Consider the following 18817-nt stretch of genomic DNA (forward strand, 5'->3'; position numbering starts at 1 on the left):
TATCAAGCATCTTTATCCTTTTCCGCCCCAAAACTCAACCTTTTTTTCCTTGGAGGGGAACCAGTTCAACCTGGCCCCATGCGCCCATTTCCCGGCCGGCCACCACCACGACCCCGAGCACACCGGCGATATGTTTACCAAAGGCGATGGCCGTTTTGATTTCCCCGGGCGAGCGTATCCGGTTGCCAATAGCCGTGGCGGCTGCATCGGCCAAGGCGCAGGAATGGGAAACCACACAGACGGCATCGGCGGAGCCCGTCGACAATGAATGGCCCACCGTTCCCGAAGATGTGCACAGCCCGATGCCGTTACGTGTGTCCGGCACTTTTATTCCTATTTTCATGCTCAGCGGGGAATCGCCGGCAAATAGCCCGGCCACCACGGGACCCTTGGTTTTTATGAAGACGTCCCCTCCGTTTTCCACCACCACCTGGTGACTGTAATCGAGCAGCACGCGACCGACGGCTTCGGCTACCGCACCGGCAACAGCCGCCATGGGTCCCACTCCGGCAGCACGACCGGCAGCGATCATTTCCCGAACGATTTCAGGTGCAAACGCCTGTTCCGGCCAAGGCACCAACGTTAATGCAAACTCCGGATACCGTTGAATATACCCTTCGATCTGTCCCCGGCAAACAAGCACCTGTTCACGCGCTTCATATTCCAGAAGGCGGTCGGCCTGGACCATCAGGTCGGTTTCCTGGCAAATAACCTGAAAGGAGAGCAGGCTCAAACCGCCCACCCGTTGTCGGTAGGTCCGTTCATAGTCGTTGACAGAATCGCAAGGCAGCCTGCCGGGTCGTTTTTTCATCGGGGCAATATCCTATGCTCAGAATAGGGCCACGGGACGAAGGTGTTCAGGAAACTGGTGCAAAAAATAGCGGTCGGTCATGCCGGCAATATAGTCACGAACAATTTCCGGATGACTGTGACCGGCAATGTAAGATTCAGACATGTCTGCCAGAAATCCGGAAAAGATGTCTGATGAACGGTTGTTCGTCATCAGATCCTCCAAGCGCATTTCGAACAGCATGGAAAAAAGCCGATGGATGGCCGCCGAATGAACCTTGCTTTTCGGGTTCTTGTAGATGCGTTCCAGATTAAACGCTTTGAGGGCTTTCAATGCATCGGAAATCGTGGGGCTGAAGGCAACGAAATGGTTATCGTGACTGTTCTGGATCACATCGGTTACCAGCCGGTAGACGATGGTCCCGTTGGTGTTGCCCAGAATACGGACAATGGCTTGGGGGATATCACGGCGATTTAAAAGGTCAAGTCGGATGGCGTCTTCGAGGTCACGGCCGATGTAAGCGATGGTGTCGGCCATCCGCACGACACATCCTTCGGTCGTCATGGGGATGAGCGGGTAATACGGATCGGCTTTCTTGGCGGCGACCTCTTCTTCAAAGGCAGTGAAATCTTTTTCGCGATTGGGGGCCAGCAACCGGTTATGGATCTCGCCGTCGTGGCAGAGGATTCCGTCAAGAGTCTGCAGGCACAGGTTCCATCCCCGGCCTTTACGCTCCACCCGATCCAAAAACTGGATGCTTTGGACATTGTGCAGAAAGTAGCCGATGCCGGCCTTTTGGCACAATTCGGACAGATATCGCTCTCCTTCATGGCCGAAGGGCGTGTGGCCGATATCATGGCCCAGGGCGATCGCCTCGATAAGGTCTTCGTTGAGCCTTAGAAATCGGCCGATGGTACGCGCAATCTTGGAGACCAATTGCACATGCAGAACCCGGTGAGTAATGTGGTCGTTGGGAATGAGGTAAAACACCTGGGTCTTGTCGATATAGCGGGTGTAGGCCCGGCTGTGCAGAATCCGATCGGCATCCAGGGAGAAGGCCTGCCGATAGCCAGCCGCTGAATCGACGATGGGGTGGCGACGCACACCGGAATCGCTGAAAGTGGTTGCAGGTGAAAAGATTTCCCGTTCCTGACGGTTCAATGATGATTTAAGACGGTCCAGTATGGGCGGAGTCGAGAACCCCTCAAATTTGTCCACCATCGATCAGTCGCTCCATCATCTGAAAATAGTCGATCCCTGCAGCCCTAAACCCTTCCCGTCCATATTTCATGTTGGCTTCCAGGATGGTGAATTGCCCGTCGTGTAAGCAAATGTCCATACCCACGTCGTCCCACCCGCAGGTTTGCGCCGCCCGCTGAGCCAGGGCGATGGCCGCTTCGGGTACCGGGTCCAGGCTGATGCGACCCCCCCTGGCCACATTGGTTCGAAACTCCCCTTCTCCGGCAATCCGCCAATAGGCATGGACCACCTTGCTGCCAATCACCACCACCCGAATATCTCTGTCGATGGGAAGGTACTGCTGGACGTAGGCCACGTGCCGGTCATGGGTGTAAGCGTTTAGATCGATGTCGTTGTTGATCATAAATACACCCCGACCCATGGCCGATCCGCGTGGCTCTTTGGCAATGCACGGATAGGAAAAGTATTCCCTTATTTTTGCCTTCTGTCGTTTTCCGTAAAATACCCGGGTTTGGGGATGGGGCAGGCCGGCCAGCTGAAACAGGGCGCTCTGCTTGATTTTGTCTTGAACGCACTTGTAAGTATGGTAACTGGGAAAGGTGGGTTTGCCCACGGCATCGAATAGATCTGCATAAAATGCCGTGGGATAGTATATTTTTTCGGCGTTTCGAATCCACCGCACTTCCTCTTCGCTGTAGTCCGTAAAGTTGGGTCGGACCCCTATGGTGCGGACATTACGACACGTGCGCAAGCGTGCCTCCAACGCCAGAACCTGCCGTTCCATGGCTACAGACTGCTGATAATGGCCTGAACCACGCGGCCCAGGGCATCCACAAAAGGTCCGGCGTGGCTTCCGGCAGCAATGGGAGTGCCTTCATCGCAGGTCTTGACCACTTGAGCATCAAAAGGCAATGTGCCTAAAAAAGTCACCCCCATGGTATCTGCAGTGACCTGACCGCCGCGGCTTTTAAACAGTTCGACGGTTTCACCACAGCAGGGGCAGGAAAAGGGGCCCATGTTTTCCACCAGCCCCACGATCTCTAAATTGACAGTCCGGCAGAAATTGATGGATTTTCGAACATCGGCCAGCGCTACATCCTGTGGGGTCGTGACGATCAGGGCCTTGGCGCCGGTGATGGTCTGGGCGACGCTCAAGGGTTCGTCACCGGTTCCCGGCGGGGAATCGACGATAAGAAAATCCAAGGCTTCCCAAAGCACATCGGCGATGAACTGGCGGATAATTCCGGTCTTGGCTGGTCCCCGCCAGATGACCGCCTGATCGGGGTCCTTCATCAGGGATTGCATGGAAACCACCTTCAAATGGTCTCCTACCCTTTTGGGAACCACCTGCTGGTTTTCATTGACATCCAAAAGCCCATTGAGGCCAAGCATGCCGGCAATACTGGGACCGTGCAGATCAACGTCCAACAGGCCGGTCGCGAACCCTTTCCCGGCCAGGGCCACGGCCAGGTTGGAGGCAAAACTGGATTTTCCCACACCGCCTTTGCCGCTCATGACAATCAGTTTGTTTTTTATTTTTAATAGGGTGTTGCCGATGTTCTGAACCTGTGAATCGGCTGCCACGCCGCTGCTGCAACTGCCGCCACCGCAACCGCTGTTTTTAGACTGTTTAACATTCATGGGTTTTCTCGTCTTTCTGTTGGAAAATGGCTGAAAACCGTTGGACCATTCGGTTGTGATGACTTCCAGCCCAGTAAATCCGACCACATTTGCCGCACGCATGAAAAGTGCGGTGATGTTGCCAGACATAAGCAGGCACCTGTCCCGTCACTGCCACCCGATCCACCTGAAGGAGCTCTTCGTTGCACTCTATACAGCGGCTGAAAGGATTTACGTCGCACCACCCGAGTTTCAACTCTCGCACCACCTGCATCATCTGCCGATAGGGGTCGTTATCCCGGATAAATACCAGGGGACGGTGTTTAAACCGCAATTTCACCAGCGTGTTACGGGTCAGAATAACGCGCTCACTGTCAATCGTCTCAAAAAAATCTCCACGCCTGCTTTGGTGCTGGCACAGCGTATCGAATCCGGTCGATCGCAGATGCCGGCCCAATTTTCCAACCGTCGCATCCGCAGCAAAGCGCATGGGTGGCCTCATGATGACGGCGGTGCCGGAATAAACAGGTTCTCATCGAAACGGGCATTGGCCTCATAACGGTCCAAGGTAACCGAAACCCGCTCTCCGGACGTCCCGGACAAATCGATTCGCTTAGGCAGAACAAATCCGTCGACGGTCTGCGTCCCGGTAATCATTAGGAAATAGACCGGTTTCTGATGGCTGTCGAACCACACCGATGCCACCGGATGCATGGTATCGTCAAGGGTGACGCACTGACGGGTCCGGCCCCATTGATCAACCAGGACCAGCCGGGTTTGTGCTTGATTTTCATCAGACGTCAACCGGGCTGAAAATTTTTCATCCATGGGAATTCGACCCACCAGCAATTCCAGCAGATCACCTACGGTTATGTTTATTTGAATCATACTGCGCAGGTTGCCGCTTCCAAAACGTTTTTTATAATATTCACGGGACGCGTGCATAACAAGGAAGAGATGTTTCCCGTCGCTGGAAACGGTACCGGCCGATCCACCGAAGGGAGCGAACATGTCTATTCTCAGGCGGTCGGCCAGTTGTCCAGCCATGGCCGCGCGAAAGGATTGTGCCGGTCGTTTGAGGCCGGACAGAGTCATTTTCCCCACACATTTGAATCGGGTCAGTTTGGCGTTGGCTTGCCTCAGTCCGGCCACCATCTGTTCAGCCGCCATATCCCGCTGGATTTCCGGAGGGGAAAACCGTGTACAACCGGTTGGCAGCCATACCCCCAGAATCAGAAAAAGCGTCGACCACCCAATTAAATAGGAAGAAAAACGATCGCAAAACGATCGACGGCGAATGTAGGAGAAAACGGCAATCATGGTGTCAGAAGCCGGATTTTCTTTTGTACGGCCGCTTTGTCCGTATGACCGTTTTCAATGGATTGGCGGTAACTTTGAAGGGCTTTTTCAGTCATGCCGAGTTTGCTGTAAACATCACCCAGATGCTCCCTGACGATGGGGTCATCAGGAACCAGACTGGCAGCCTCTTCCAATAAGGGCAGAGCCTTTTCGTATTGTCCGCGCTTATAGTAAACCCAGGCCAGGCTGTCGGTAATATAGCCGTCACCCGGTTTATATTCGAGCGCTTTGCGAATCAGTTGCTCCGCTTCATCCAGATTGATGCCCATGTCAGTATAGGTGTACCCCAGATAATTGAGTGCATTGGCGTTGTCCGGTTCGAAGCGGATGACCTGTTTCATGGCGGCAATGGATTCTTCCTTCTTTCCCCATTTATCGTAAACCACGCCCAGCCGGAAATAGAGGCGGGAATTTTCAGCATCCAGCTCAAGGCCGTCTTTCAAGGCCTTTTCTGCCTTGTCGTATGCCTCCACCTGCTCGTAAAAGGAGCCCAGATAGAGACGGAATTCCGGATTTTTCGGATCCTTTTTGATTGTTTCCAGGAGAAAATCAATAGCTGCCTGGAGTTGCTCCATCTCCTGGTAGAGCAAGGCAGCATGAACCGCGGCATTCTGAAAGAAACGCGAGTCCGGTGCCACCTGCCTTAACTGGTCGATGGCGGCATTCTTTTTTCCCATGCCATCTAAGGCCACACCTGCCAGATAGTTTAGGTCTGAGTTGTCCGGCGCCCCCTTGATCATACCGTGGATAATTATGTTTGAAGCCTCAAAAGCACGGGCATCGAGGTAGTTTCGCACCAGGATACGGACAATCTCCTGATCTTCAAGGCTCATCCGCCCCAGAGATGTGAATATCTTCTGGGCCTCTTTTTTCAAACCCTGTTGATAGTAGGCATGACCCAACGCCATGCTTGCTTGGATATTGTTGGGGTTCTGATTTAAAATTTCCTTATATATCGATGCGGCCTTTTTGTATTTTTTGTCGGTTTCGTATAATGCTCCTAGCTCAAAGCGCGATTCAACCAGCTCAGGCTCGAGGGCCAAGGTTTTTTCAAAGTAAGCCTGAGCGGTTTTTCCATCACCCTTGATAGCGCTGATCCGCCCCAGAAAAAAATAGCCGGCATAAGACCCTGGAAAGTTTTTTACCAGTTGTAGGTATACTTTTTCGGCCTGATCCCATTGCTCCTGATCCATGTACATGCTGCCCAGCTGGAGATAAATATTCTGCTGAGACGGGTCAAGGGCGATTACCCGTGAAAACGCATCCATGGCTGCTTTAGGCTGGTTGATGTTCTGACGAATTCGTCCAGCCAAAATTAACGTGTCGACGTCATCGGGATGGTTAGCCAAAATGTCGTCTAAAAGCGCCATGGCAGCTGCTGTGTTTTTTTTCATCAGCCAGAAGCCGGCAAGTTCCCGTTTCAGATAAACCGACTCCGGATCCAGCGCCAGGGCCTGCTGCATGAGGTCAATGGCACGATCCACATCGCCTTTTTTAAGGCTCAGATGAGCCTCGGAAAAAAGATAATAGGGGTTGACCGGCCTATCCCGAGTATCCGGAACCGGTTTCCAACTGGGCCCGCGCGATCCCAAACCCGCCAGACTGCACCCGGCAATAAAAATAATGCAAAAGATTATAAAAAGATATTTAACACCCTGTATTTTCATTTTATGTACTTTCAACCTACAAACCCGGCCAAAGAACAGACCGGATCATTTTAGCCAATGTTATGCATCTAAAAACAGGTAAACGACAGGTGCAGGCGGGGCGGTCAGGAGACACTCTCGGTGTAAGTCTCAAAATCGGGAATTTCCTTTTTGAAGTAGTCTCTCATCTTTTTGACCACATTTTTTTCGACCTGCCGCACCCGCTCTCGAGATATACCGTATTTATCACCGATCTCCTGGAGTGTAACCGGACTGTCGGAAAAGATCCGCTTGTCAAATATCTCCAATTCCCGGTCGGTCATCTGGGTTCTGAACTCAGCGATTTTTTCGTTGAGCAGGGAGGACATCTCTTTTTTTGCCACCGTATCTTCAGCCGATTCAGACTCCGTGCTCATGAATTCGATCCGCTCGGTATCGGAGTCCTCTTTGAGGGGTGCATCCAAGGAGATGTCCCAGCCGTCCAGTCGCTGGTCCATGTCCACAATTTCACGCTCGGAGACCCCTAATCGTTGGGACAGCAATTTCGGTTTGGGATCAAAACCCTCGTCGATGAGTTTCTGCTTTTCTTTCTTCAGCTTAAAAAAGAGTTTTCGCTGCCCCTGGGTGGTCCCAATCTTCACCAGACGCCAGTTGTCCATGATAAATTTAAGGATATACGCCTTAATCCAGAAGGAGGCATAATAGGAAAACTTGACGTTCTTGTATGGGTCAAATTTCTTCACCGCCTGCATCAGGCCGATATTGCCCTCTTGAATCAGGTCCAGCAGGTTCTGCATCCATACCCGCTGGAATTCCAATGCAATTTTCACAACCAGACGTAAATTCGAAGTGACCAATCGGTAAGCGGCTTCATGGTCACCCTGCTCCTGCACCAATTTACCTAAAGACACCTCCTCCTCCCGGTTCAACAGGTTGTACCTGCTGATCTCCGAAAGATAGCGCTGGAGCGGATCATATTTGACCAGAGATTTGTCACTGGTCCGCCCGATTGGCCGCAAGGTGTTTTTATTCTCTGATGGCTTCGCTTTTTTTATTTTTGCCTTTTTCATTCCCCTACCCGGGTCTCTGCAATGTTGGAAGACCGGCGCTGTTGATTGCCAGCCATTTTCAGACCTGTTTTTCGTGTGGACAATACCAGGCCGTTATGTTACGGGTGGCGTCTGTTTAAGCGCCTGTAGCTCAGCTGGATAGAGCAACGGACTTCTAATCCGTAGGTCGCAGGTTCGAATCCTGCCAGGCGCGCCACCCATGATTTGCCAAAGGAGGCCCATACGCCTCCTTTTATATTTTACGGTGCTGAAAATGATTCACATCCCTTTCCAAAGGTTTTTTAATATAGCATATTCGAACACAATTTGAAAAATGATAATTGGGTCTGCGGGATTCCCATCATTCATTTGCGCCAATTGGGGATCATAAGGAAGAGCATGTGGCCGATACCACCGAGCGCGTCATGTAAGATAAGAAATATCTTGTTTTTCGATGTCGGTCTATGGATGAAGGATTTTCTTGATTCAGCGGCGCCCATTAAAAAAAATGCCGAACAGAAAACTGTCCGGCACAATCATGAACGGATTTTTTGACTGGTTACAAAGTGATGATGTACCGGTGATGACCTTAGGAATTCATAATGCGTCATTTAAACAATTGGGCAGATGCGTGTGGAAGAAAATATGACCCATGCGGTTCAAACGAGAACCGCGGGTGGGCGAAACCGTTAACGCCGGCCTATTCCACAGGCCTGAGCTTCAGGATATTCTTTGCCCGCTCGATCAACTGCTCCCCCTTGAACGGCTTGACAATGTAATCCTTGACCCCCATTTTCACGATTTGCATGACATTCTCCTTGCCTGATTCGGCCGTAAGCATGATCACCGGAATATCCTTCAAATCGTTTTCCGCTTTGAGCTTGCCGAGCATTTCGATCCCCGTCATCACCGGCATGGTAATGTCGAGAATAATAAGATCCGGCATTTCCTTGGCGGCGATAGCCAGACCTTCGACCCCATTTTCGCCTTCATAAAGTTCGCAGTTATAGGGCTTAAAGGCCTTTTTGACGATCATCCGAATGGTTTTACTGTCATCAACCGTAAGGATCTTGTACGCCATCACTTACCTCCGGAACAATTTAAAAATTAAATAGTTGGTTTCAATTGCTTTCGAATTAGTAGTATCGGTTTTACCGTTCGATTCTTTAGGAAATTATTAAAAAAATACGGTTGCTGCTTCCCTGGCGAAAGCGAACCCACCCCCCATGCAATCAATTCGGATCGATGGCGATCAGCCAATCGAAAAAAGTGCATTAACGCCGTCCAGTTTTCTTCCAAAACCATCGATAATCCCCTGGATCTGGGATACCTGCAGCCCTAATGATCGGCCGACCCGATTATCTTCAGTGTAAGAAGGATCATCGACTCCCAGACCAATCTCCATTTTTCGGCAAAGGGCATCAGCCATATGGACAATGGACGCTTCCAAAAAACACCCCTTTGCTTCCAGTGGACGATGGTAGTACCGGAGGATACATTGAAGCGAAACGGGGAAATGCCAGTTCTTGGCCACCATGGCTCCCACCTGGCTGTGGTCGAATCCCAGAACCTGGCGCTCTGCTTCAGTGAAAGCCATGGCCTGGGATTTTACACGACTCATGATGGGTTCGATTGCCGATTTCACATACTGATCCAGGACGACCTTGCCGATGTCCCGCAGCAAGGCACCCGTAAAGAGGAGGCTGGTCTGTTTCAGCCCTTTTATCTCAGCCAGATCATTGGCCAGAATCGCACCAGATACGGCGCTCTTCCAGAGTTCTCCGGTGCTTAAACCGTATCCAGCATGAGATCCATTGTAACTTTCCGAGCAACTGACCAAAATAACCAGGTCAACTACCTGAGTCATGCCCAGGTAGACAACCGCCTGCTTAGCGTCGTAGATTTTACCCGGCAAACCGAAATAGGCCGAGTTGGCCAGTTTCAGTACATTTGTCGTCAATGCCGGGTCGTGGCGGATAATCTCGGATAGATCGGACATACCGCAATCCGGATCGTCCAAAAGCGTCATGACCTTTCCGGCGATGTCCGATACCGGTCTTAGATGATCGATCTCATCAATGATAGACTCAATCGTGGGCATCGTTCAAATCTCCGCTTTCTTCGGCAGTTTTCCAAAGAAAAAACCTATCGCGAAAGACTAACCGACATGGTGAGCCAACATTTCTCGAAGCTGGACTTTTTTTTCCGCATCGAGGCGTTTGAAGCGCAAGGCGTTGGCCCTGAATTCCTGCGTTTTTTTCTTGCGTTTACCGGTTGTCCGGATCGGAACGACCGCATAGGGAATATTGTGCAGATAGATGCCCTGCTCGGTCATTAATAGGTCGAGTTGGACATTTTCGGCATCTGGTATGCCAATAGTGTTACTGTCAAAGGCAATTCCCCCGACACTCAGGTTCGTGACCTGCCCCATGGCTTCCGGTTCGGATTTATACAGGACCATGGCGATCTCTCCGATGCTCATCTGAGTATGATTGCGCAAAGGGTCAAATGAATTTCTTAAAATAGCAAATGTGCCGCGTGGCATGGGATAACGTTTATGTTTTCGACGTTCAACCATAGAGTCTCCCTGCAAAAGATTCGGTTATTGGTTAAGGATGGACAGAAGCTGTTGCCTAATCGTTAAGCAAGAAGTTTGCCACAAGTGCAGGACTGGCCATTGGGCCTTGGATGAGATTAATAATAACCGTCGGCATTCTTGGCGAACCGTACACAGCACGGTTACTTTTTTAAGGATCATATCATTAATCGAAGCCCGTCTGCTGCATATCTAAAATCGCGCAATGCCTACCGGCGGCGGTCGTTGGCACCGCATGACCCCTATCTACAACAGTCCGCTCACCAACCCCGCTGCATATAACCGATTTCGGTGTTCGTTCAAAAAAATGGCGGGACCGACGATTTTTTGATACCTGAACCGACACGCCAGTGCTGACAAGGATGATTGGAGTTGCACACCTGCTGAAAAGAAAGATTTCGGATTTTAATCGTTGAAGCCGATCCGGCTCACCGAAGGCGACGGTAACGTTTTCTGGAAAGCGGCTAATGCGATAGCACCGTCGCCGGCCTACCAGATTCGAGAGCCCTGATTGTTCGGTTCCAAGGCATTTAGATTCTCCCGCAGCTTGTCGTCCGGTTTTACGGGGCGCCGCTGATCCTTGATGTGCCCGTAGCTGAAATCATCATCGCTGCGAACCACTTGAACCTTGGCCACGATCCCGGGTTCAGGAATAAATTGTTTACCTTTGTATGTGATCGACGGCTTTACCTCGACTACATTGAAAATGGTGCCCTCCACAACTCCCTGGATCGACCCCAGGTTAAGCAGCACCTGATTACCGGTCACCTCCACGACAAACGCCTGGAGGGGATATTTTTCCATAATGCGGGTAAGCAGGTGGCGGTTAATCTGGCTCAGGTCCTTTCGCAAGTGAATGCCCGCTGTAAATTGATAATCAATCAGTTCGATGGGTCGGGCATCTTCCGAGGTAAGCATCTTCAGGTTGCATAAAGGGCCGGAAGGCAATTGGTAAACCGACCCCTGGATCATCAATGAAGCCTGCATGGCGCGACTAAGTCGCGAGCGAACCTCATCATCAGCAAGCGAATCACGGTCGAGTCCCAATGCGTCAATCACTCCATCGACAATCAGGCTGTCGATCACCAGAACCCGGCCGGAGGCTCCCATCTGCCGGGCCAGATGGTCTTTGAGCAGTCCGGCAAAACCCGCTCGCTGGGAAAGCCCGCCGGATTCGGAGATGTCGAAAAAGGCCACCCGGGTTGGCCGGGAGGTCCAGGGATCGTCCGCCGGTAAAGGATCAAAATGATTTTTCCGGTAATGCTCAACCACTTTTCTGATCGCCACCGCCAGTTCCTGTTGTTTCATTTCATCCTTTTTTAACATAAGCATGCGCATGGCATTTTCCGCCAAAGCCCGAACGAACGGATCGTTCTTATCGATGGCCTCTGCCTGGCGGTAAGCCTCAAGGGCTTTGTCCCACCGACCTTCCTGCTCGTAGGTCAACCCTTTGTTGGAGGTGGCTTCAATGTAGTAAGGATCAATGATGACCGCCTGATCGTAAAGCTCCCGGGACTTGGCATAGTCTCCCCGCTGGGCGTAAAGGCGACCCAATTGGTTGTAAGCGACCGCCCGCTGAAAAGGAGCCCCCCCGTTTTTTTGCGTACCTTCACGATAGGCGGACTCGGCGCTTTTCTTATTATTCTGAAGATAAAGCTGATCCCCCTTGATGACGTATGCCAATGGCCGGTCGCCGGCCTGGGCAGAGACCTCTTTGGCCAGTTGGAAAGCTTTTTCCGTCTGGCCTTTCTTTTCATAAACCTGGGCAAGCCCCTCTTTTCCCAAGACGGCGCTGCTTCCCTGTTCCTTGCTCAGGGTGTAGAAGGTCTGTTCGGCTTCATCCAGCTTTCCTTCCTGAATGGCTGCATAGCCTTTAACCGTTCGGGCCTGGGCATTTCCCGGATCGTTTTTTTCCACGGTCTCGGTAATGGCCCGGGCCACTTCGGGTTTTTTACGCTGCAAGTTTCGTTCGGCCAGTCTGACCAACATCACCTGAGTGGTTTTTCCACCGCCTTGAAACAGGTCAAGCATCTTGAGCTCCGGGCCGACAATACAGACCGTGGGCAGAACCCGCTGCGCATCGTACATTTCACTGACACCGGCGGTGTCCATCAGGACGGGGAATATCGTTTGGGTGCTGTTATTGAATGCGGCAACCTTCTGTTTCGAAGATCGGGTAATGCCCCAGACGGTGAGATCGGCGTCCCGGTATTGCTTGGCCAGCAGGTCAAGACTTAAAAGCCCTTCGATACTTGGCCGGGAATCGGTGTCAAAGAAATATAAAATCGTCATGGCCTTGTTCTTCATGCCAGACAACGGATAGGTCTTACCATTTATATCTTTCAGGGTGAACACAGGCACCGGATTTCCGGCCTGAAATGCGGTATGACCGATCCCGGGCATCAGGGCCACAGCGATAACGGCCACCGTAAACAGCCCAACACTGATTGGGTTGACCTTCATGGTAGGTCCTCCTGAATAATAGAATTAATTAATGGATATGAGTCGCACGTTCAGGGGCGTTGGATTCTTTTCGTCAATCTGAAGTTGGGCTTCCCATTCATAGTAATCCGGCAGATTCAACCGGACTTCATAACGTCCAGGTACCATTGGAATATCAACAGGAGTGATCCCTTTAAAGATAGAATCCACAAAAACCTGGGCACCTTCTGGCGTGCTGGTGACATTGAGTATGGACGAAGGCACCGGAACTGCTGGTACTGCTGCTGAGTTGATACGGGTGGATTCGCTGGGGTTATGGATCACGGCGTAGCCAACGATACCGGCAACCAGACACAAGCAAAAAATCCCAATGGCCAACCCCATTTTTTTCGACGTGCTGGCTTTTTGTCCAGGGGTGGCCGGTTCCGGGAAAGGGTGATCCGCGGCATCCAGGCAACGTTTCAAGGCAGTGGCCATCGCTTCCCCGGTTTGGAAACGATTGGCAGGATCCTTGGAGAGGCTTTTGAGAATGAGATCCGCCAGCGCCCGGTTGCCAAGGCTACCCCTGTTCATTGGATCTTCCGGCGGTTCATGAGTGATGGAACGAAAAATGGCAGCGATGTTCCCGCCACCGAAGGGGCGCTTTCCCACCACCATTTCATAGGCAATCACCCCCAGTGCATACAGGTCTGTTCTGCCATCGGCCTTCTGTCCCATAACCTGCTCGGGAGCCATGTAAACCGGCGTCCCCAGAATATCACCGGCTTGGGTCTGCTGGGCGGCATCGGGATCTTCGATACGTGCAATCCCGAAGTCGGTCAACTTGATCCGGTTGTCCGGCGTGAGGATGATGTTGGAAGGTTTAATGTCCCGGTGCGTTATCCCCTGGCGGTGGGCGTATCCCAAGGCCTCCGCCACCTGGACGCACATCCCCACCGTTTCATCCACCGGCACGGTCCTACCTTTGATCACTTCGTTCAGCGGCCGGCCTTCCAAATATTCCATGGCAATGTATATCGTTCCATGGTCCTGTCCCACATCGTATACGGTAACGATGTTGGGGTGGGATATTCGACCAATGGCCTTGGCCTCTCTGAGAAACCGGAGAACGAAGTCCTGGCTGACCACCCGGTCCGGTCGAAGAACTTTCAAAGCGACCATCCGCTCAATCTGCGGGTCATGGGCCTTGTAAACCACGCCCATGGTACCGCGTCCCAGCTCCTTAACAATTTCGTAACGTCCGTATTTCATTTTCATCGACCAATGGTGGACAATACGACGGTCACATTGTCTTTTCCGCCGGCCTGTTTAGCCAGTTGAATCAAGGCCTGGGACTTTTCACTCAGGTCTCCTTCAGCGCTTAGCGCTGCGAACACAGCAGACTCCTCGACCATATCGGTAAGCCCGTCGCTGCAAAGCAGGAACAGGTCGCCCGGATTTTGCTTTCCTTTCAGAATATCCAGAGCAACCGTATCGTTAACGCCGACAGCTCTAAGAATTACGTTGCGCATCGCATGCCGTCGGGCTTCCTCCGCACTGATGAGCCCCTGATCCAGCTGCTCTTGAACCAGCGAGTGGTCTTTGGTCAGTTGTTTGAGGGTGCTGTTTTTCAACCGGTAGGTTCTTGAATCGCCCACATGCCCGATGATGAAGCTTTCCTGGGAAAAGGCCAGCAGCTCGGCGGTGCACCCCATCCCGTGATCGTGGGGGTTGCGTCCGACGTGCTTGAGGATTTTATCGTTGGCAAGCTTGAAGGTGGTCTGCACCCGGGCGATGGTGTTCTCTTCGGATGCGCCGTCGTGACCGGTAAAAACCGCTTTGGCTGTTTCGGCAAATATCTGACTGGCCACCTCCCCGGCGGCAGCTCCTCCCATGCCGTCGGCAACCAGGCAGTAATGGCATGCTTCACAGATATAAAATACATCCTCATTGTTGGAGCGCACATTTCCCACGTCCGTGGCACCGTGGTAATTGATCATCGGCAAATCCTGTGACACCTGAGTTCCACCTTTCACATCATATCGGTTTTTAGGAGAATCCATCCGCGAAAATCCTGCTGCCAGCGAGCCTCACGGTTTCCAGGTCAGGCACGGCTGTAATCAGGCAACGGGTTCAGGTTCCGGTTTTTCAAAATTGGACTGCATGAAGAGAGCCAGATCAGAGCCATCGTAGGTAATTCCCAAGTGGTTCTTCAATTTCAGCAGATCGTTGTTTAACTCCTGGGCGGTCTGATATCGTTTGACGGTCGATTTCTCCAGGCACTTCATGACGATATCGTTCAATTCCTGGGGGATGTCCGGCCTTTTGGTAATGATCGGTGGGATGGTCATCTGGGGAATGGTGCGAATGGCTTCAATATCGTTGGCGAATCGATACAGGCGGCTGCCTGAAAGAATTTCATAAAATACCAGGCCGAGGGCATAGATGTCGATCTGATGGTTCACCTCCTGCCCCATGGCCTGTTCAGGGGACAAATAGGAAAGCTTGCCTTTAATCACGCCGGCCTGGGTCAGCGAAGGTTCTGAAGTGGCTTTGGAAATACCGAAGTCGCTGAGTTTAACTTCACCGTTCAGGGAAATCAAGATGTTCTGAGGGCTGATATCCCGGTGGATAATATTCAACGGTTTCCCGCTCTTGTCATCCTTGCGCGCATGGGAATATTGCAGGCCGCTGCTGATCTTTAGGATCAGAAACACCGCCATATCCACCGGCAGGCCCTTTTTCAAAAATTCCATGATCTCGGCGAGGTTCTTTCCATCCACATATTCCATGGCGATAAAATAGGCGTTTTGGATTTTACCAAAATCGGCAATTTGAACCACATTGGGATGCTGCAGGAGTGCCGCCAGTCGGGCTTCCCGGATAAACATATCGATAAAATCGCGGTTGTCTGCCAGATGGGGCAATACCTTTTTAACGGCGACCGTTTTTCGGAAACCGTCTTCCCGAAGATAATCAGCCAGGTAAAGCTCCGCCATCCCCCCTTGAGCAATCTTTCGGGTTAACAGGTATGGCCCAATCCGGGTCATGCCTTCCATGGCTTTTTGCCGCGCCATCTTCCGATGATTAAGGGTTCGTTCCAGCAGAAAAAGCATACCGGCCGTAGCGGCTAGACTGGAGACCAGAAACAACACCATGAAAAGGTTGTAGAATTTCACCGCCGATGCCAGCTTGTTTGCCCTCCAGCCAATGGACACCCTTCCGATTTTCACACCGGAATAGGTAACCTCGTTTTCAAAGATGATGACCGACGCCTGGCCATCGATCATTCCCGATGCAATGTGAACGCCATTGAGGACATCAATTGTGGTATCTGTCGCCACGGGTTCCAGATGCTGGTTGATTTTAGCCGGATTGGAATGGGCAAGGATCTTGTCCTGATGATCCAGAATGGCGGCATATCGGATTTCCGGGTTTTCCATCACCTCACGAATGGCAACGTTCAAAGAAAGGATATCAGTGGATAGAATAGGTGAGCCGCTCTTATCGGCAAGGCCAAGGGCCACGTCGACGCCCTTGTTGAAAAATGTCTTTTCCGCGGTGTCGATTTTCCCTTGGAGGATAAAAAAAACAATGAGATTGAGGACCATCCAGGCAGCCACACCAACAGCGACATGCCGTTTGATCGGGGACCCGGACATGAAAGCCTTGACCGTTCCGGTGAACGAATTAATGGTTGTGGTGGACAACTGCTTCACCCACATCATTGTTGTCAACGCTTTTTCGCTGGTGGGCATGCTCACTCTCCTTGCCGTCCGGTTGATTTTTTTCAAAGGGCGTTTCAATCACCGGATAATTTCTTAATGATGTCGGCACATCGATGGATCATCTGCCGCCGCAACCACCCTAGATCTTCACGGCGCGAGATTTCACGAAGATTAACCCCTTTGGCGAGCAGCAACGGTGCGACCCCATTATCTATCCGCTTCGATCGAACGACCGGGTATCGGTCCAAGTTGGCCTGAAGAAGAAATGATTTCGACAGCGGCTTGTGGCTGCCGCATACCGGACATATCATTTCGCGATCATCCGGCAGGTCGGTATGACCATCCGTCCAGCCTCGGATTCGTTCTCCTATTGCTGCCTTCAACCGGTGCACCCCCTTAAAATCAAGAACCAGCAAGACAAATACAATCAGCAGAAGACTGACCATTGCCGATAGAAAAAAAGCGGTGGTCAGGCCGGTGGGACCGCTGGCGTCCATTTCCATAAAAATCTCACCGATTTTGGTGCCGGCATAAAAAATGTCTGATGAAAAGCATACCGTCCGGGTATGGCCATCCAGGGTGTGGGGCCAGTAGCTGACACCGTCTTTCTGTTGAACCGCTTTTGACGGCATCGACAGCAGTTGATCTGGATCGGTGAAAGCGATAATTTTATTTTTGTGATCAATGATGGAAGCATTGACCACACCCTTCACCCTGGCGATATCCTGCGTCAGACGGGTCAGGGACTGAACGTTGCGTTCAAGCAACGGCAGGCCGGCCTGCTGGGCGTTTGCCAGGACGGTTTTAATTCCTGCAGTCGCAACGCGACCCACGCGGCTTTTTTCCTGGGCAGCGATGAACAGGTAAAAGAAGACGGCTACCACCCACCAGATGAGCAGGCAGGTAAACCAACGGGTTTTGTTAATCCGTTCGGGCCTGTTGTCAGAGTTCACGTCAACTTTCCTCAGGGCTTGGGGTCGATGTTCATAAAAGGCGTTTCAGGGTCTTGAGATGCAGACCCGCCAAAAGCCCTGACGGATAACCAAGCCACCGTTTTTCAATCTTTCCAATGTGCATAAAATATTATGATACCAGTGGATTGTCAAGGTACTTCTCCCTTTCATCAATCCACTAAACGACAACCTGACAAGGAACGTTCATGCCTGCCATCGTCATCCTGCATCACCATCGGGCAGCTATAACCGGCCCTTTGAGGGTTTTTGAACGGTGAATGTGCACGTCCGCCGGCTATTGAATTTTTTAAGCTGCTATGGTAGATAAGGTCAAGATTTTCTTGAAAGATAGACCAAGTGTGAGTCCTTTTCGAGCACTGCACTGATTCTCGCGACTTTTCTCAGTTGTTACCGGAGTTGTCACCATGGCCCTGACTGGCTCACGTTCAACACTTTTGTCTACCGGTCTTCCCCTGTTTCTGATATTTTTGGCCGTTTTCTCGGGCTGTGCCGGTCCAAACGCTATTTCCACGCTTATGCGACCCGATGTATACCGTTCGGATGAGAGGGTTCTGCATCGTCTCAAGCCCGGTGAAACCCCGGAAATGCTGGCGGAAAAATATCTGAAAGATAGGCGGCTGGCGTGGATGGTGGAAGATGCCAATCCCAAAGAGACTTTTTTGCCCGACCGTTTCGTGGTAATTCCTCTGGTAATTCCGAATCGCGCCGGCATCACCGACAAAGGGTACCAGACGGTTCCAATCTTATGTTATCACCGGTTTGCCCCATCCTGCGATTCACCCCTGTGCATGCCTGCGGGAATCTTTGAACAGCAGGTTCGATATCTAAAGGAAAACGGTTATCGGGTAATCGGCCCCGAAGCATTGGCTGATTTTCTGGATTACCGCAAACCGATACCGAAAAATGCAGTCATGATTTCCGTGGACGATGGCTATCGCTCCGTATATGATGTGGCTTTCCCGATTTTGAAAAAATACGGATTTACGGCCACACTATTTATATACATTGACTACGTGGGGGTTTCCAGCCAGGCCATCACCTGGGATCAGTTGCGGGAATTAAAGCGGGAAGGATTTTACATCGGCTCTCATTCCATCGCTCACAGCGATCTTGCCAAACAGAAAAAAGATGAAGATGGCAAGGCCTATTTGGCCCGGCTGAAAAGGGAGATATTTACATCCAAGCAGATCATTGATGAAAAGTTAAGTCAGGATACTATAATTTTTTCATACCCTTTCGGCAGAAGGAACCAGACGGTCGTATCGTTGGCTCGGCAGGCCGGATATAAAATTGCTGTTACCGTTGACCGGGGAAGCAACCCGTTTTTTACCGATCCGTTTCTGATTAAACGGGACCAGATTTTAAAGCGGGATATGGACCGTTTTGCCTCCCGTTTAAAAACCTTTAATTATTATCCGTTAGAGTGAGTATGCC

General features: G+C 51.4%; 17 protein-coding genes and 1 tRNA gene. 2 read left to right on the plus strand and 16 right to left on the minus strand.

Annotated features, from left to right (window positions below; genetic code table 11):
• Nucleotides 1–34: 34 nt before the first annotated feature.
• The 8 genes from ACHZBS_RS29120 to ACHZBS_RS29155 all read right to left on the minus strand — a co-directional run bounded on the left by ACHZBS_RS29120 (nucleotide 35) and on the right by ACHZBS_RS29155 (nucleotide 7685).
• Nucleotides 35–811 (minus strand): UPF0280 family protein, encoded by a 777-nt coding sequence (locus tag ACHZBS_RS29120; RefSeq protein WP_319410045.1) that lies wholly within the window; start codon nucleotides 809–811, stop codon nucleotides 35–37.
• An 18-nt stretch (nucleotides 812–829) separates the two neighbouring features.
• Entirely contained in the window at nucleotides 830–2011 is a 1182-nt protein-coding gene (locus tag ACHZBS_RS29125; RefSeq protein WP_319410046.1) for an HD domain-containing protein, read from the minus strand.
• Nucleotides 1995–2774, minus strand: a complete 780-nt coding sequence (locus ACHZBS_RS29130; RefSeq protein WP_319410047.1) for a RimK family alpha-L-glutamate ligase — start codon at nucleotides 2772–2774, stop codon at nucleotides 1995–1997. Before ACHZBS_RS29130 ends, ACHZBS_RS29125 begins: the two co-directional genes overlap by 17 nt.
• Nucleotides 2775–2776: 2 nt before the next feature.
• Complete coding sequence (locus ACHZBS_RS29135) at nucleotides 2777–3631, minus strand: Mrp/NBP35 family ATP-binding protein (RefSeq protein WP_319410048.1); 855 nt, start codon at nucleotides 3629–3631, stop codon at nucleotides 2777–2779.
• Nucleotides 3621–4100, minus strand: coding sequence for a Mut7-C RNAse domain-containing protein (locus ACHZBS_RS29140; RefSeq protein ID WP_319410049.1), 480 nt, complete (start codon nucleotides 4098–4100; stop codon nucleotides 3621–3623). Before ACHZBS_RS29140 ends, ACHZBS_RS29135 begins: the two co-directional genes overlap by 11 nt.
• Nucleotides 4101–4108: 8 nt before the next feature.
• Complete coding sequence (locus ACHZBS_RS29145) at nucleotides 4109–4780, minus strand: hypothetical protein (protein ID WP_319410050.1); 672 nt, start codon at nucleotides 4778–4780, stop codon at nucleotides 4109–4111.
• Between the two features lie 146 nt (nucleotides 4781–4926).
• Nucleotides 4927–6561 (minus strand): tetratricopeptide repeat protein, encoded by a 1635-nt coding sequence (locus ACHZBS_RS29150; RefSeq protein WP_319410051.1) that lies wholly within the window; start codon nucleotides 6559–6561, stop codon nucleotides 4927–4929.
• 179 nt (nucleotides 6562–6740) lie between these two features.
• On the minus strand, nucleotides 6741–7685 hold the full coding sequence (locus tag ACHZBS_RS29155) for an RNA polymerase factor sigma-32 (protein ID WP_319410052.1): 945 nt from the start codon (nucleotides 7683–7685) through the stop codon (nucleotides 6741–6743).
• 119 nt (nucleotides 7686–7804) lie between these two features.
• On the opposite strand from ACHZBS_RS29155, the gene ACHZBS_RS29160 reads away from it, so the two are divergent.
• Nucleotides 7805–7881, plus strand: a tRNA-Arg gene (locus ACHZBS_RS29160).
• A 483-nt stretch (nucleotides 7882–8364) separates the two neighbouring features.
• Here ACHZBS_RS29160 and ACHZBS_RS29165 read toward each other — a convergent pair.
• The 8 genes from ACHZBS_RS29165 to ACHZBS_RS29200 form a co-directional block, all read right to left on the minus strand.
• Nucleotides 8365–8745 (minus strand): response regulator, encoded by a 381-nt coding sequence (locus ACHZBS_RS29165; RefSeq protein ID WP_319410053.1) that lies wholly within the window; start codon nucleotides 8743–8745, stop codon nucleotides 8365–8367.
• Between the two features lie 171 nt (nucleotides 8746–8916).
• Nucleotides 8917–9765, minus strand: a complete 849-nt coding sequence (locus ACHZBS_RS29170; protein ID WP_319410054.1) for an HDOD domain-containing protein — start codon at nucleotides 9763–9765, stop codon at nucleotides 8917–8919.
• Nucleotides 9766–9822: 57 nt separating this feature from the next.
• Complete coding sequence (locus ACHZBS_RS29175; protein WP_319410055.1) at nucleotides 9823–10242, minus strand: PilZ domain-containing protein; 420 nt, start codon at nucleotides 10240–10242, stop codon at nucleotides 9823–9825.
• A 507-nt stretch (nucleotides 10243–10749) separates the two neighbouring features.
• On the minus strand, nucleotides 10750–12723 hold the full coding sequence (locus ACHZBS_RS29180; protein WP_319410056.1) for a tetratricopeptide repeat protein: 1974 nt from the start codon (nucleotides 12721–12723) through the stop codon (nucleotides 10750–10752).
• Nucleotides 12724–12747: 24 nt separating this feature from the next.
• Nucleotides 12748–13953: a serine/threonine-protein kinase gene (locus ACHZBS_RS29185; RefSeq protein ID WP_319410057.1), complete on the minus strand. Its 1206-nt coding sequence runs from the start codon at nucleotides 13951–13953 to the stop codon at nucleotides 12748–12750.
• A gap of 2 nt (nucleotides 13954–13955) precedes the next feature.
• Complete coding sequence (locus tag ACHZBS_RS29190; protein ID WP_319410058.1) at nucleotides 13956–14681, minus strand: Stp1/IreP family PP2C-type Ser/Thr phosphatase; 726 nt, start codon at nucleotides 14679–14681, stop codon at nucleotides 13956–13958.
• Nucleotides 14682–14801: 120 nt separating this feature from the next.
• Nucleotides 14802–16439, minus strand: a complete 1638-nt coding sequence (locus tag ACHZBS_RS29195; protein WP_319410059.1) for a protein kinase — start codon at nucleotides 16437–16439, stop codon at nucleotides 14802–14804.
• A gap of 44 nt (nucleotides 16440–16483) precedes the next feature.
• Complete coding sequence (locus tag ACHZBS_RS29200) at nucleotides 16484–17362, minus strand: hypothetical protein (RefSeq protein ID WP_319410060.1); 879 nt, start codon at nucleotides 17360–17362, stop codon at nucleotides 16484–16486.
• A gap of 425 nt (nucleotides 17363–17787) precedes the next feature.
• Between ACHZBS_RS29200 and ACHZBS_RS29205 the strand changes: the two genes are divergently transcribed.
• Nucleotides 17788–18810, plus strand: coding sequence for a polysaccharide deacetylase family protein (locus tag ACHZBS_RS29205; protein WP_319410061.1), 1023 nt, complete (start codon nucleotides 17788–17790; stop codon nucleotides 18808–18810).
• Nucleotides 18811–18817 lie beyond the last annotated feature (7 nt).

Origin of the sequence: uncultured Desulfosarcina sp. (assembly GCF_963664155.2) — a bacterium.
GTDB lineage: Bacteria > Desulfobacterota > Desulfobacteria > Desulfobacterales > Desulfosarcinaceae > Desulfosarcina.

Excerpts from the sequence above, each read along its gene's own strand:
- ACHZBS_RS29120 (WP_319410045.1), bottom strand. The coding sequence starts at position 811 with ATGAAAAAACGACCCGGCAGGCTGCCTTGCGATTCTGTCAACGACTAT.
- ACHZBS_RS29125 (WP_319410046.1), bottom strand. The coding sequence starts at position 2,011 with ATGGTGGACAAATTTGAGGGGTTCTCGACTCCGCCCATACTGGACCGT.
- ACHZBS_RS29130 (WP_319410047.1), bottom strand. The coding sequence starts at position 2,774 with ATGGAACGGCAGGTTCTGGCGTTGGAGGCACGCTTGCGCACGTGTCGT.
- ACHZBS_RS29135 (WP_319410048.1), bottom strand. The coding sequence starts at position 3,631 with ATGAATGTTAAACAGTCTAAAAACAGCGGTTGCGGTGGCGGCAGTTGC.
- ACHZBS_RS29140 (WP_319410049.1), bottom strand. The coding sequence starts at position 4,100 with ATGCGCTTTGCTGCGGATGCGACGGTTGGAAAATTGGGCCGGCATCTG.
- ACHZBS_RS29145 (WP_319410050.1), bottom strand. The coding sequence starts at position 4,780 with ATGGCGGCTGAACAGATGGTGGCCGGACTGAGGCAAGCCAACGCCAAA.
- ACHZBS_RS29155 (WP_319410052.1), bottom strand. The coding sequence starts at position 7,685 with ATGAAAAAGGCAAAAATAAAAAAAGCGAAGCCATCAGAGAATAAAAAC.
- ACHZBS_RS29165 (WP_319410053.1), bottom strand. The coding sequence starts at position 8,745 with ATGGCGTACAAGATCCTTACGGTTGATGACAGTAAAACCATTCGGATG.
- ACHZBS_RS29170 (WP_319410054.1), bottom strand. The coding sequence starts at position 9,765 with ATGCCCACGATTGAGTCTATCATTGATGAGATCGATCATCTAAGACCG.
- ACHZBS_RS29175 (WP_319410055.1), bottom strand. The coding sequence starts at position 10,242 with ATGGTTGAACGTCGAAAACATAAACGTTATCCCATGCCACGCGGCACA.
- ACHZBS_RS29180 (WP_319410056.1), bottom strand. The coding sequence starts at position 12,723 with ATGAAGGTCAACCCAATCAGTGTTGGGCTGTTTACGGTGGCCGTTATC.
- ACHZBS_RS29185 (WP_319410057.1), bottom strand. The coding sequence starts at position 13,953 with ATGAAATACGGACGTTACGAAATTGTTAAGGAGCTGGGACGCGGTACC.
- ACHZBS_RS29190 (WP_319410058.1), bottom strand. The coding sequence starts at position 14,681 with ATGATCAATTACCACGGTGCCACGGACGTGGGAAATGTGCGCTCCAAC.
- ACHZBS_RS29195 (WP_319410059.1), bottom strand. The coding sequence starts at position 16,439 with ATGCCCACCAGCGAAAAAGCGTTGACAACAATGATGTGGGTGAAGCAG.
- ACHZBS_RS29205 (WP_319410061.1), top strand. The coding sequence starts at position 17,788 with ATGGCCCTGACTGGCTCACGTTCAACACTTTTGTCTACCGGTCTTCCC.